This window comes from Actinoplanes sp. M2I2, assembly GCF_023544445.1.
GTDB lineage: Bacteria > Actinomycetota > Actinomycetes > Mycobacteriales > Micromonosporaceae > Actinoplanes.
In genome coordinates this window covers 64,992-78,508 of sequence record NZ_JALPVJ010000019.1, presented here as the reverse complement: position 1 = coordinate 78,508, position 13,517 = coordinate 64,992, and the positions used below count along the sequence as shown (strand labels likewise).

Annotated in this window: 11 protein-coding genes; 7 read left to right on the top strand and 4 right to left on the bottom strand. The window is 69.5% G+C overall.

Annotated features, from left to right (window positions below; translation table 11 throughout):
• The first annotated feature begins 126 nt into the window (after positions 1-126).
• The gene (locus HJC40_RS33535; protein ID WP_250007392.1) at positions 127-720 is read left to right on the top strand and encodes a QsdR family transcriptional regulator; all 594 of its coding nucleotides are present in this window, start codon (positions 127-129) and stop codon (positions 718-720) included.
• Here HJC40_RS33535 and HJC40_RS33530 read toward each other — a convergent pair.
• The 4 genes from HJC40_RS33530 to HJC40_RS33515 are packed head-to-tail and all read right to left on the bottom strand — an operon-like array spanning position 700 to position 4,222.
• Positions 700-1,719 carry an amidohydrolase gene (locus HJC40_RS33530; RefSeq protein ID WP_250007390.1) on the bottom strand — a complete coding sequence of 340 codons (1,020 nt, stop codon included), beginning with the start codon at positions 1,717-1,719 and terminating at the stop codon, positions 700-702. The two genes, HJC40_RS33535 and HJC40_RS33530, sit on opposite strands and share 21 nt — an antisense overlap.
• The gene (gene kynU, locus HJC40_RS33525; RefSeq protein ID WP_250007389.1) at positions 1,716-2,918 is read right to left on the bottom strand and encodes a kynureninase; all 1,203 of its coding nucleotides are present in this window, start codon (positions 2,916-2,918) and stop codon (positions 1,716-1,718) included. Before kynU ends, HJC40_RS33530 begins: the two co-directional genes overlap by 4 nt.
• The gene (locus HJC40_RS46345; RefSeq protein WP_250007388.1) at positions 2,915-3,769 is read right to left on the bottom strand and encodes a tryptophan 2,3-dioxygenase family protein; all 855 of its coding nucleotides are present in this window, start codon (positions 3,767-3,769) and stop codon (positions 2,915-2,917) included. Before HJC40_RS46345 ends, kynU begins: the two co-directional genes overlap by 4 nt.
• A gap of 45 nt (positions 3,770-3,814) precedes the next feature.
• Positions 3,815-4,222 (bottom strand): YchJ family protein, encoded by a 408-nt coding sequence (locus tag HJC40_RS33515; protein ID WP_250007387.1) that lies wholly within the window; start codon positions 4,220-4,222, stop codon positions 3,815-3,817.
• 279 nt (positions 4,223-4,501) lie between these two features.
• Here HJC40_RS33515 and HJC40_RS33510 point away from each other — a divergent pair, with 279 nt between their 5' ends.
• The 6 genes from HJC40_RS33510 (at position 4,502) to HJC40_RS33485 (ending at position 13,476) form a co-directional block, all read left to right on the top strand.
• Positions 4,502-5,488, top strand: coding sequence for a LacI family DNA-binding transcriptional regulator (locus HJC40_RS33510; RefSeq protein ID WP_250007385.1), 987 nt, complete (start codon positions 4,502-4,504; stop codon positions 5,486-5,488).
• A 220-nt stretch (positions 5,489-5,708) separates the two neighbouring features.
• Entirely contained in the window at positions 5,709-7,100 is a 1,392-nt protein-coding gene (locus tag HJC40_RS33505) for an ABC transporter substrate-binding protein (protein WP_250007384.1), read from the top strand.
• Between the two features lie 58 nt (positions 7,101-7,158).
• Positions 7,159-8,106, top strand: a complete 948-nt coding sequence (locus HJC40_RS33500) for a carbohydrate ABC transporter permease (RefSeq protein WP_250007383.1) — start codon at positions 7,159-7,161, stop codon at positions 8,104-8,106.
• 4 nt (positions 8,107-8,110) lie between these two features.
• Positions 8,111-8,995: a carbohydrate ABC transporter permease gene (locus tag HJC40_RS33495; RefSeq protein ID WP_250007382.1), complete on the top strand. Its 885-nt coding sequence runs from the start codon at positions 8,111-8,113 to the stop codon at positions 8,993-8,995.
• An 82-nt stretch (positions 8,996-9,077) separates the two neighbouring features.
• Positions 9,078-10,664, top strand: a complete 1,587-nt coding sequence (locus HJC40_RS33490; RefSeq protein ID WP_250007380.1) for a glycoside hydrolase family 13 protein — start codon at positions 9,078-9,080, stop codon at positions 10,662-10,664.
• Between the two features lie 37 nt (positions 10,665-10,701).
• The gene (locus HJC40_RS33485) at positions 10,702-13,476 is read left to right on the top strand and encodes a discoidin domain-containing protein (protein ID WP_250007379.1); all 2,775 of its coding nucleotides are present in this window, start codon (positions 10,702-10,704) and stop codon (positions 13,474-13,476) included.
• Positions 13,477-13,517 lie beyond the last annotated feature (41 nt).

Genomic DNA, 13,517 nt, shown 5'->3' with positions numbered 1-13,517 from the left:
ATGTCGCGACCCCAATCCGGACAAAGGAGTTGACATGGACGGGAAGCGGCCAAAGATAACTGCACGCCGGGTCGAAAGATTGCTACAGTGAGCCCCGGTTCGAGTACACGGTGATGGCGGCTGCGGATGGTTGACGGAAAAGCGCCCGCGGAAGGCGGCGCGACGAGCCGTCGTGTCGTCAGTCATGATCAGGTCGTCCGGGCCGGGGTCGAACACTTTCTGTTTCGCTCGACATTGGACATGGAAGCGCTGGCCGGTGAGATGGCCATCAGCCGGGCCACGCTCTATCGGGTCGCGGGCAGCCGGGACGCCCTGCTCGAGGACATTTTGAGGGCCCTCACCGAGGCGATGTTCGCCGATGCCCGCGCGGCTCGCACGGCCGGCGGATTCGACGGCGTGATCGAGGTCTCGCGGCATTTCGGCGAGCTGTTGCGGTCGCCTGTTCTCGACGCTTTTCTGAAGCGCGAAGCCGAAGCCGCATCGCGAATATTGTTCACGCCGGCCGGTGGGGTCCACGAGACCGCCGTCAGCAATCAGATCGAGGTTTTCCGGGAGACCGGCTTGACCGGAGAGTTGCCGCCCGGCGCCGACGTGAGCCATCTTGCCTTTCTCTACGTCCGTATGGTCGGCACTTTCCTCTACGCGGAGTTCTTCACCGGCCGGAAAGCCGATTTCGACGAACTCGTCCCCGCGCTGCGATCACTGTTGCGACCCGCGTAATGGAGTGCGGTGATCCGGTCCGGGTGACAGGACGCGCGCGGTCGCGAGCACGTCGGCGAAACGGTCCGGGTCGAGATCGAGGCCGCCGGGAACCCATGAGACGCCGGTGTGCTCGGTCATGGCGGCCAGGACGTCGTCCGGCGTGAGACCGGCCGCCTGCAGTCCCCGGATCTCGCGCGGGTTGATCGCCGGGGGGAGCGGACCGTTGCCCAGATCGGTGCCGTAGCGGACCCGCCCGCCGAAGGAGCGGAAGAGCCGCAGGTTGGCGACGGCGGTGCCGAGCTCGGCTGTCGGGGTGCCCCAGCCGTGGATGTCCAGCGTGCTGATCCATCCGGTCCGGGCGGCGCACTCCCGGGCCAGCCCGGCGTCCAGTGGTTCGGTCCACGGGGTGTGCGCCAGCCAGTCGGCGCCGGCCTCGACGGCCGCGGCGACCGTGCCCGGTCCTTCGGCGTGCACGACCACGGGCAGCCCGGCGTCGTGCGCGGCGGCGACCACGGCGGCCAGGGTCGGCTGTGGCAGCAGCGGGCCACCGGCGTGCGCGGTGACCTTCACCAGCGTCGCCCCGCCGGCCCGTACCTCCTCGACCGCCTCGGCACCGTCGGCCGCCGAGCGGATCTCGCGCCAGCTGCCGCGCGGCGCCCAGGCCCGGTCGCTGGGGTAACCGCCCGGCGGGATCAGGAACGGTCCCGCGTACCGCAGCCGCGGCATCCCGGGACGGCCCCGCAGGCCGGCGAGCTGCGCCGGTACGCCGCCCAGGTCCCACACCCCGGCCAGCCCGCCGGCCCGCAGCGTGGGCAGGTCGACCAGCGCCGCGTGCACGTGCGCGTCCACCAGGCCGGGGAGCAGCGTGCCGGGCAGCCGCCGGACGAGATCGCCGGACCCGGCCGGCTCGGACGACGACGCCACAGCGACGCCGCCGTCCCCGGAGACACGCAACGTCCCGCCGCTCCGGAACCCGCCGTCCCACCAGAGGGAGTCCGCGCTGTAGGACGCCGTCACAGCAGGTCGCGCAGCGCCGACAACCCCCGGTGGACCTCGGCGAAGCTGGTACTCAACGGGGCCGGCCCGATCCGCAGCCCGTCCGGCTGCCGGAAGTCCGGGATCACCCCGTCGGTCCACAGTTTGCCGATCAACTCGGCCGACCCGGCCTTGCGCAGGGTCAGGTGGCCGCCGCGCCGCTCCGGGTCACGCGGGCTCCCGGCGGTCATGCCGAGCGGGGCCAGCCATTCGTCGGCGAGCTCCAGGGCGTACTCGGTCAGCCGCATCGATTTGGCCCGCACCGCCTCGATCCCGGCCGATTCGAGCATGTCCAGGTTGGCGTGCAGCGGCACCATGGCCAGGATCGGCGGCGTGCCGCTCAGCAGGGCCCGCGATCCGGCGGCCGGTTCGTAGCCGGGGCCCATCTCGAAGGACGACCGGTGCCCCATCCACCCGTGGATCGGCTGGCGCAGCTCTTCCTGCAACCCTTGGCGCAGGTAGGCGAAGGCGGGCGCTCCGGGCCCGCCGTTGAGGTACTTGTAGGTGCAGCCCACGGCCAGGTCGGCGCCCCAGGCGTCGAGCTCGATCGGCACCGAGCCGACCGAGTGGCTGAGGTCCCACATCGCCAGCGCGCCGGCGTCGTGCGCGATCCGGCTGATCGCGGCCGCGTCGGCCAGCCAGCCCGACCGGTACGCGACGTGGCTGAACAGCACCAGGGCGGTGTCCTCGTCGATCACGTCGGCGACCTGGGACGGGTGGATGCCCTCCTCGGGCGACGTGGAGATCCACTCGAGGGTGAGGCCCCGCTCGGCCGCGATGCCCTCCAGGACGTACCGGTCGGTCGGGAAGTTGTCGGTGTCGAGCAGCACCTTGCGGCGGCCGGGACGCGCGTCGACCGCGGCCCGCGCCAGCTTGTAGATCAGCACTGTCGTCGAGTCGGCGACGACGGTCTGGCCGGGCGCCGCGCCGAGGGCGATCGCGCCGAGCCGGTCGCCCAGCGTCAGCGGCCACTCGAGCCAGCCCTCGCTCCAGCCGCGGATGAGCCGGCCGGCCCACTGCCGGCCGATGAACTCGGCCATCAGCTCGGCCGTGGCCTTGAGCGGGCGGCCGAGCGAGTTGCCGTCCAGATAGGAGATGACGTCCCAGTCGTCCGGCGTGAGGAACTCCTCCCGGTACGAGGCCAGCGGGTCAGCCGCGTCCAGGGCAGCGGGGTCGGTCAACTGGGAACTCCCATCTCGGTGCGGACGGCGTAGAGCTCGGGGAAGAACGTCAGGTCGAGGGCCTTGCGCAGGAAGTCGACGCCGCTGGAGCCGCCGGTGCCGCGCTTGAAGCCGATGGTGCGCTCGACCGTCTTGAGGTGCCGGAACCGCCAGAGCTGGAAGTTCTCCTCGATGTCGACGAGCTCCTCGCAGGCCTCGTACGCCTCCCAGTTCTTCTCCGGGTCGCTGTAGATGCCGACGAAGACGGGGACCAGATCCTCGTGGTAGCGCCACGGCAGCCGGACGTCCCGCTGGAGCAGCTCGACCGGCACGTCGTGGCCGTGGCGGTGCAGGTAGCGCAGGAACTCGTCGTAGACGCTGGGCGCCTCCAGGGCCTCCACCAGCAGCGACTGCGCGGCCGCGTCGTCGTCGAAGAGCGACAGCATCCGCTTGTCCTTGTTGCCGAGGATGAACTCGACCGCGCGGTACTGGTACGACTGGAAGCCCGACGACGTGCCGAGGAAGCTGCGGAACTCGGCGTACTCGCTCGGGGTGAGGGTGGCCAGCACCGACCACTGCTCGGTCAGCGTGCGCTGGATGTGCTTGACCCGGGCCAGACCCTTGAGCGCCGGCCGCAGGTCGTCCTGGGCGATCCGGCGGGTCACCTCGCGCAGCTCGTGCAGCACGAGCTTGAGCCAGAGCTCGGAGGTCTGGTGCTGAAGGATGAACAGCAGCTCGTCGTGGTGCTCGGGCACACTCACCGGGTGCTGCGCGCCGAGCAGCTCGTCCAGGTGCAGATAGCGACCGTACGACAGGTTGACCTTGAAATCGCGGACGACGGAGTCCTCGATCGGCCGTTCGTCGGAGTTCACGCCGCATCCCTCCTCGGTTCTTCACCTGAAGGGAATCACACCAGCTCAGATGTTGGCCAACGAGCCTTCGGTAAGGATCGGACCCCAGTACGCCCACTGACCGTCATGCCGGACGAAACGGCTGCGCTCGATCAGGTCGCCGGCCTTGCCGTGATCCTTGTAGTGGGCCCGGAACTCGACGACCCCCTCGGTGTCGAACAGGCCGCCGCCGCTGGTCTCGACGATCTCGAGGCCCACCCAGCGCAGGCGCGAGTCGGGCTCGATGCGGGCGGGCCGGGTCTTCGGGTGCCAGGACTTCAGCACGTACGCGTCGTCGTCGAGCGCGAAGGCGGTGTAGCGCGACCGCATCAGCGCCTCGGCGGTGGCCGGCGGCTCGCCCCGGTGGGCCGGCTCGCAGCACTCGGCGTACGGCAGCCCGCGCCCGCAGGGACAAAGTTTGGTTTTCTGCGCCATGGAGCCATTTTGTCAGCGCCGGGCGAGCGGCACGACACGTTCGGACGGCACCGGGCGTTATGGAACCGTGGCGTAAGTCGATGTCCGCAGCTTCATCGCGCTCTGCGACGACTTAATCGCTTCAGTTCGGGTCGGCCGACACGGCGCGCGACATTCCGGCAACACTGGATCAACACGCCGGCGCCGGCGCTGACGGGACTTGCAGCGCCCGCCACGGCGGATTCCGTCGGCTGCAAGTTCCGGTTCGAAAATTGCGTTGATCTGACGTAAGGTTGCCGCGTGACCAAACGTCTGGCCGAGGTGGCCAAGAAGGCGGGCGTCAGCGAGGCGACCGTCAGCCGGGTGCTCAACGGTCGCAACGGCGTGAGCGAGGCGACCCGCGCGTCGGTGCTGACCGCGCTCGACGTGCTGGGCTACGAGCGCCCCACCAAGCTTCGCGGCGAGCGCGGCCGTCTGGTCGGCCTCGTCCTGCCCGAGCTGCAAAATCCGATCTTTCCGGCGCTGGCCGAGGTGGTGACCGCCTCCCTGGCCCAGCGCGGCTTCACCCCGCTGCTGGCCGCCCGCACGATCGGCGGCGTGCCCGAGCGCGACTACATCGAGATGCTGCTCGATCACCAGGTCTCCGGGGTGGTCTTCGCCGGCGGCTCCTACGCGCTGGCCGACGCCGAGCACGGGCACTACCGCGCGCTGACCGACCGCCGCATGCCGGTCGTCATGGTCAACGCGGGCGTCGCCGACCTGGGCTTCCCGCACATCTCGACCGACGACGCGGTGGCGGTCGAGCAGGCGTACGGGCACCTGCGATCGCTGGGTCACGAGCGCATCGGCATGGTCATGGGCCCGGCCGACCACGTGCCGTCGCGGCGCAAGCTGGCCGCCCTGGACGGCAAGGACGTCCAGGTCGAGCGGACGAGCTTCTCGATGGAGAGCGCCCGGCTGGCCGCGGCCAAGCTGATCGAGCGGGGCGTGACCGGCATGATCTGCGCCTCCGACGTGCTGGCGCTCGGGTCGATCCGGGCCGCACGCCGGCTCGGCCTCGACGTGCCCGGTGACATCTCGGTGGTCGGGTTCGACGACTCGGCGCTGATGACCTGCACCGACCCGCCGCTGACGACCGTGCGGCAGCCGATCGAGATGATGGGCCAGTCGGCCGTCGATCTGCTCGTCAACCAGATCGAGGGCAGCGGCGTCGAGCCGGACGAGCTTCTCTTCGAACCGGAGCTGGTGGTGCGCGGTTCGACCGCGCCCGCGCGAAGGCGCGGCTGACCAGCACGTTTCTTTTCTTCCAGGGCGGGCCGATGGCCCGCCCTTCGTCGTCTGCGCCCTCATGCGCGGCAGTCGAGTTTTTTCTTTCTCTAGTCGGCTTCTTGCGGCGACCCGTTGGACTTTGTATCGTCACCTCCACGAAACATGCGAGACCCAGGTCACAAAGATCACGCATATCAGCGATACCCGTGGATACACCCGTTCCCGAAGGGATGGACAGATGTCCGTACCGCAGCACCAGCGATACAGGAGGGCCGCGGCGCTGGCGCTCGTGGCCGGCCTGGGGCTCAGCCTCACGGCGTGCTCCACCAAGAGCGACGACGACGGCGGCACCGAGGCCGGCGGCAAGGTCACCATCACCGTCGACTGCCAGCCCGTCGGCGCGCAGAAGGAGCTGCTGGCGAACTGGAACGCGGACGTCGCGGAGTTCCAGAAGCAGAACCCCGACATCACGATCAAGAGCGTCAGCGTCGGCGAGCAGTGCAACAACCCGCCGGACTTCACCGCCCGCCTGGCCGGTGGCACGATGACCGACGTCTTCTACGGCTACATGACCGACCTGCAGCAGGTGCTCGACTCGGGTCAGGCCATGGACATCACCCAGTACGCCACCAAGGACACCGTCCCGACCTGGGACAGCGTCGACCCCGCGCTCAAGAACGTCTTCACCGAGGACGGCAAGCTCTACGCCGTACCGGTGAAGAACTACTCGATGGGCCTGGTCTACAACAAGGCGCTGTTCAAGAAGGCCGGCCTCGACCCGGAGACCCCGCCCAAGACGTGGGCCGAGGTGCGCGCCGCGGCCAAGAAGATCGCCGGGCTCGGCGGCGGCGTCGCGGGCTACTCGGAGTACAGCGCCGGCAACACCGGCGGCTGGCACTTCACCGCGATGACGTACTCGCAGGGCGGCAAGGTCCTCAGCGACGACGGCAAGAAGGCCGAGTTCAACAGCGCTCAGGGCAAGCAGGTCCTGCAGAACCTCAAGGACATGCGGTACGGCGACAACAGCATGGGCACCCGCCAGCTCCTGCAGTGGGGTGACCTGCTAACCAATGCCGGCGCCGGCAAGGTGGGCATGTTCATCGGCGCGCCCGACGCGACCCAGGCGATCGTCAGCCAGTTCCAGGGCAAGTACGAGGACTGGGCGATGGGCCCGATGCCCGGGCAGGACGGTCCGGCCAAGGGCACGCTGGGCGGCGGCGAGGGGTACTTCTTCAAGAAGGACCTCACTCCCGAGCAGGTCAAGGCCGGTCTCAAGTGGATCGCCTACCAGAAGCTCACACCGGGCAAGGGCCAGCTCGACTACGTGCGGGCCAAGCCGCAGAACTACCCGGTCGGCCTGCCCCAGCCGCTGCTGTTCACCAACGGCAGCGAGGCCCAGAAGCAGGAGCTCGAGCTGCGCAAGGCCAACGCGAACGTCGACACGGCCAACTTCAAGGCCTTCGAGGAGAACCCGGTGCCGATCGTGGGGGAGCCCCGCAACGCCCAGGCGATCTACGCGGTCCTCGACTCCGCGATGTCCGGGGTGCTGACCAACCCCAACGCGAACATCGACTCGCTGCTCAAGACGGCCGAGACGAAGACGAACCAGCTGCAGGCCGCCGGCAGCTGACCACTGAGTGCGGGAGCCGGATGGCCGGCTCCCGCACCCGCACCCCTGGAGCTTTCCCTTGGCGATCATGACCGCCCCAGGCGTCACCACCCCGACCCCGCCGGACCCCTCGACCGCACGAGCCCGCGGTGGCTTCGCCCGCAAGCTGCGCGACAACCTCACCGGGCACGCGTTCCTGATCGGGGCGGTCGTCTGCTTCGCCCTCTTCATGTGGTACCCGATGATCCGCGGCGTCGTGATGAGCTTCCAGCGCACCCGGCGCGGCGAGACCACCTGGGTGGGCTGGGACAACTACACCCGGATCGTCGCCGATCCCAGCTTCTGGATCGCCTGGAAGAACACCTTCATCTTCACGATCCTGGCCCTCGCGCTCGGCTACGTGCTGCCGTTCTTCGTGGCGATCCTGCTCAACGAGTTCCGGCACGCCAAGGGCTACCTGCGCGTCCTGGTCTACCTGCCGGTGATGCTGCCGCCGGCCTCGGCGCTGTTCCTCTTCAAGTACTACGCGTACGACCCCAGCGAGGCCGGGCTGTTCAACGCGATCCTCAAGGGGCTGCACCTGCCGACCTCGGAGTGGATGCAGTCACCGACCATGACGATCCCCGCGATGGTGATCGCCTCGACCTGGATGAACATGGGCAGCGCCGTGCTCATCTACCTGGCCTCCCTGCAGAACATCCCGGGCGAGCTGTACGAGGCGGCCGAGCTCGACGGCGCCGGCGTCTGGCGGCGCATCTGGAACGTCACGATCCCGCAGACCCGGCTGATCCTCGCGCTGCTGGCCATGCTGCAGATCGTCGCGACCATGCAGCTGTTCATCGAGCCGCTGATCCTGGCCAACGGCGCCGGCACGCAGGACTCCGCGACCTCGGTGGCCTACCTCATCTACCAGCACGGCTTCTTCCAGAACGACCTCAACGGCGCCGCCGCGCTCGGAGTGATCATGTTGCTGGTGCTGGCCGCCTTCTCCGCCGTCTACGTGCGACTGACGACGAAACAGGACTGACACCATGGCTGACTCCGGCTCCCGGACCCTCATCTCGCAGGCGCAGCTCCGGCGCGGGCGCGGCAAGTACCTCTACTGGACGCTGCTGGCCGTCGTCGTCGCCGGCTTCACCCTGGTCTTCCTCGGGCCGCTCTACTGGATGGTCACGGGCGCGCTCAAGTCGGGCCAGGAGATCGCGCAGACGCCGCCCACGCTGTGGCCGCAGAACCCGCAGCTGCAGAACTACACCGACGCGTGGAACAACCTGGACCTGGCCAAGCTGATGTTCAACACGTTCTACTACGCGGCCGGCGCGGTCTTCTTCCAGCTCGTCTTCGATACCGCCGCGGCCTACGCCCTGTCCAAGCTGCGGCCGGTGTTCGGCAACGTCATCCTCGGGCTGATGCTGGCGACGCTGATGATCCCGGCGATGGTGCTGATCGTCCCGCAGTACGTCACGGCGATCGACCTGCCGATCATCCACGTCAACCTGCTGGACTCCCCGTGGGCGATCTGGCTTCCGCTGATCGCCAACGCGTTCAACATCTTCCTGCTCAAGCGGTTCTTCGACTCGATCCCGGAGGACCTGATCGCGGCCGCGCAGGTGGACGGCGCGTCGCCGCTGCGCACGCTGTGGTCGATCATCCTGCCGATGTCGCGGCCGATCCTCGGGGTGGTGGCGATCTTCGCGGTCACGGCGGTCTGGAAGGACTTCCTCTGGCCCAAGCTGGTGATGCCGTCGCCCGAGACCCGGACGCTCAGTGTCGGCATCTACGCCTTCAGCGGGGGCACGCCCCAGAACGTGGTCATCGCCGCCTCGGTCATCGCCGCCATCCCCACGGTGATCATCTTCCTGCTCTTCCAGCGAAACATCATGTCCGGTCTGACCACGGGCAGCCTCAAGGGCTGATCCCCGGCAGCACAGGCCAGACGTACGAAATGGGCGGTCATCGTCGACCGTCGGACCCAGCGTGCACAGAAAGCGGGTAAAAGTGTCTTCCTCCGACTCCCAGTGGTGGCGCGACGCGGTGATCTATCAGGTCTATCCGCGCAGCTACGCCGACTCGGACGGCGACGGCGTCGGCGACATCCCGGGCATCCGGGCCCGGCTGGCCCACCTGAGCGCGCTCGGCGTCGACGCCATCTGGATGAGCCCGTGGTATCCGTCGCCGATGGCCGACGCCGGCTACGACGTCGCCGATTTCCGGGACATCGACCCGGTGTTCGGCTCGCTGGCCGAGGCGGAGGCGCTGATCGAGGAGGCGCACGCGGCCGGCATCCGCATGATCGTCGACATCGTGCCCAACCACATCTCCAGCGAGCACCCGTGGTTCAAGGCCGCGCTGGCCGACCCGGAGGCCAAGGAGCGCGACTACTTCTGGTTCCGGCCGGGCCGGGGCGACGACGGCGAGCGGATGCCGACGGACTGGCGAGGGGAGTTCGGCGGCACCACCTGGACCCGTACGCCGGACGGCTCCTGGTATCTGCACCTGTTCACGCCCGAGCAGCCCGACCTGAACTGGGACCACCCGGATGTGCGGGCCGAGTTCGAGAGCATCCTGCGGTTCTGGTTCGACCGGGGCGTCGACGGCATCCGGATCGACTCGGCCGCGCTGCTGCTCAAGGACCCGGAGCTGCCCGAGGTCCTCGAGGACAGCCCGCACCCGTTCCACGACCTCGACGGCGTGCACGACGTGTACCGCTCGTGGCGGCGCATCGCCGACTCGTACGGCGGGGACCGCGCGCTGATCGGCGAGGTGTGGATGCCCGAGGTCGAGCGGTTCGCCAACTACCTGCGCCCGGACGAGCTGCACGCGGCCTTCAACTTCGACTTCCTCGGCTGTGCCTGGGATCCCCGTTTGATGCGCGATTGCGTCGACCGCACCCTGCACGCGCACGCCGCGGTCGGCGCCCCGGCCACCTGGGTGCTGTCCAATCACGACGTCACGCGCCACGTCACCCGGTACGGCCGCGAGGACACCACCTTCAGCTTCGACAACAACCTCGACGGCACCCCGGTCGACCTCGAGCTCGGCACCCGCCGCGCCCGGGCCGCCGCGCTGCTGTCGCTGTCCCTGCCCGGCGCCACCTACATCTACCAGGGCGAGGAGCTCGGTCTCTGGGAGAACGAGAACATCCCGCCCGAGGAGTATCAGGACCCGATGTGGGGCCGCCGCGGCCACAGCCGCGACGGTTGCCGGGTGCCGCTGCCGTGGACCGGCGACGAGGCGCCGTTCGGCTTCACCACCGCCACTCCCTGGCTTCCCCAGCCGGCCGAGTGGAAGGACCGCACGGCCCAGGCCCAGACCGGCGACCCCAGTTCGATGCTCGAGCTCTACCGCTCGGCCATCGCCCTGCGCCGGGCCGAACCCGGGCTGCACCGCGGCGAGATGGCCTGGCTCGACCTGACCCCGTCGGTTCTCGCCTTCTGCCGCGGCCAGGACTTCGCCTGTGTCGTCAACATGTCGGGCGCCCCCGTCGCCCTGCCCGCCCATCAATCGACCCTGCTCGCCAGCAGCCCTCTCGACGGTGACCGCCTCCCCCCGGACACCGCCGTGTGGCTGCGCATGCGTACCTGAACCACCGGGGGCTGGCCACCTAGGAAAGGGAATCCCCATGGCCAACCGCAAACTCCGGCGCGCGCTCGTCGCCTTGGCGACGGGCGCCACCGTCGCCGCCTCGGCCGTCGCCGTCACCTGGACAGCAACCCCGGCGCAGGCGGCCGGACTCTCCCCCTTCGACATCGCCGGCCGCGGCGCGACGGTCCCCTTCGTCGAGCAGGAGGCCGAGAAGGCCGCGCACAACGGCACCTCCACCGGCACCAGCCGCACCTACGGCACCCTCTCGTCGGAGGCGTCCGGCCGTGAGGCCGTCACCCTCGACGCGGCCGGCGAGTACGTCGAGTTCACCCTGACCAAGCCGGCCAACGCGGTGACCTTCCGCTACAGCATCCCGGACAACGCCGCCGGCACCGGCCGGGACGCCACGATCGACGTGCGCAGCGGCTCCACGCTCGTCAAGACCGTCCCGGTCACCTCGAAATACAGCTGGTACTACGGCTACTACCCGTTCTCGAACAACCCCGGCGACCCGCTGCCGCACCACTTCTACGACGAGGCCCGGACGCTGTTCGGCGCCACCTACCCGGCCGGTACGAAGATCCGGCTGCAGGTCTCCTCGACCGCGCAGTCACCGACCTTCACCATCGACCTGGCCGACTTCGAGAACGTGCCCGAGCCGCTCGCCAAGCCGTCCGGCGCCATCGACGTGGTGGCCGACTACGGCGCCGACCCGACCGGCGCCACCGACTCGACGGCGAAGTTCCAGGCCGCGGTCAACGCGGGCGCGGCGGCCGGCCGCACGGTCTACGTCCCGCGGGGCAATTTCACCCTCTACAGCCACGTGATCGTCGACCGCGTCACGCTGGCCGGGGCCGGACCCTGGTACAGCGTCCTCGGCGGGCGGCACCCCACCCAGCGCAACCTCGCGGCCGGGCTCTACGGCAAGTACACCAACGAGGGCGGCCCGAGCCAGAACGTCGTGGTCCGCGACCTCGCGGTGATCGGCGACATCCGTGAGCGGGTCGACAACGACCAGGTCAACGCGTTCGGCGGAGCCATGTCCAACTCCACCATCGACAACGTCTGGATGCAGCACACCAAGGTCGGGGCCTGGATGGACGGGCCGATGGACCGGTTCACCATCAAGAACAGCCGCATCCTCGACCAGACCGCGGACGGCGTGAACTTCCACATCGGCGTGACCAACTCGACCGTCACCAACACGTTCGTCCGCAACACCGGTGACGACGCGCTGGCCATGTGGGCCGAGAACGTGCCCAACGTCGGCAACTCGTTCACCCGCAACACGATCGTCGCCCCGATCCTGGCCAACCACCTGGTCAGCTATGGCGGCCGGGACATCGTGATGACCGACAACGTGGTCAGCGAGTCGGTCTCCAACGGCGGCGGCATCCACGTCGGCAACCGGTATCCGGGCGTGACCGGGCCGACCGCGGTCGCCGGCACCTGGACGCTGGCCCGCAACACCCTGATCCGGGCCGGCAATTCCGACTACAACTGGAACTTCGGGATCGGCGCCCTGTGGTTCTGGGGCGACCAGGGACCGATCACCGGCGCCACCATCAACGTCACCGACACCGACATCCTGGACAGCTCGTACGCCGGGATCCAGTGGATCGGCAGCCAGACCACCGGGCTGAACCTGACCAACGTGACCATCGCCGGCGCCGGCACGTTCGCGCTGCAGGCGCAGGCCCCGGCCACGGCCCGGTTCACCAACGTGCGGGCGTCCGGCATCGCGCAGAGCCAGACGGTGTACAACTGCGCCGGCGCGGGTCTGCAGATCACCGACGGCGGTGGCAACTCGGGCTGGTCGACCGCCAACTCGTACTGCGGACCGTGGCCGGCGCCGCAGTACGGCAACGGCCCGACCACCCCGCCGACGACCCCGCCGACGACTCCGCCGACGACTCCGCCGACCACGACTCCTCCCACGACGGGGAACCTCGCTCAGGGGCGGCCCGTCACGGTGTCCTCGACCAACGGACAGTACGCCGGGGCCAACGCGGTCGACGGCAACGCGTCGACCTACTGGGAGAGCAGCGGCGCGCTGCCGCAGACGTACACGGTCGATCTCGGCTCCTCGCAGGCGGTCGGCCGGCTCGTGCTCAAGCTGCCCACCGGCTGGGAGAGCCGCAACCAGACCGTCGCGGTCGCCGGCTCCGGCGACGGATCGTCCTGGACGTCGCTGACCCCGGCCACCGCGTACACCCTCAACCCGAGCGCGACCATCACGCTGCCCTCCGGCAACCGTCGCTACCTCAGGCTCACCTTCTCGGCCAACACCGGCTGGCCGGCGGCCCAACTGTCCGAACTGGAGGCGTACGCCGCCGGTGGCACCACGACCAACCCGCCCACGACCACGCCGCCTGTGACGACCCCGCCGGCCATCGGCAACCTGGCCGCCGGCCGGCCCGTGACCGCGACCAGCCAGGCCGACGTCTACGCCCCGGCCAACGTGACCGACGGCAACGCCGGCACTTACTGGGAGAGCCGGAGCAGCGCCTTCCCCCAGTCGGTCACCGTCGACCTGGGGCAGAACCGGTCGGTCGGCCGGGTGGTCCTCAAGCTCCCGCCGGCCACGGCGTGGGCGACCCGCACCCAGACGCTCTCGGTGCTCGGCAGCACCGATGGCTCCGCCTTCGGCACCCTGCGGAGCAGCGCCGGTTACACGTTCGACCCGGCGTCGGGCAACACCGCCACCGTCACCCTCACCGCGTCCACCGCGCGCTACGTGCGGGTGACCTTCACCGGCAACACCGGCTGGCCGGCCGGCCAGCTCGCCGAGTTCGAGGTCCATTCCTCCTGAGCCCGTCCGCTCCGTCCCCCACTGCCCGTCCAGCAGTGTCT

Excerpts from the sequence above, each read along its gene's own strand:
- HJC40_RS33535 (WP_250007392.1), top strand. The coding sequence starts at position 127 with ATGGTTGACGGAAAAGCGCCCGCGGAAGGCGGCGCGACGAGCCGTCGT.
- HJC40_RS33495 (WP_250007382.1), top strand. The coding sequence starts at position 8,111 with ATGGCTGACTCCGGCTCCCGGACCCTCATCTCGCAGGCGCAGCTCCGG.
- HJC40_RS33485 (WP_250007379.1), top strand. The coding sequence starts at position 10,702 with ATGGCCAACCGCAAACTCCGGCGCGCGCTCGTCGCCTTGGCGACGGGC.
- HJC40_RS33505 (WP_250007384.1), top strand. The coding sequence starts at position 5,709 with ATGTCCGTACCGCAGCACCAGCGATACAGGAGGGCCGCGGCGCTGGCG.
- HJC40_RS33515 (WP_250007387.1), bottom strand. The coding sequence starts at position 4,222 with ATGGCGCAGAAAACCAAACTTTGTCCCTGCGGGCGCGGGCTGCCGTAC.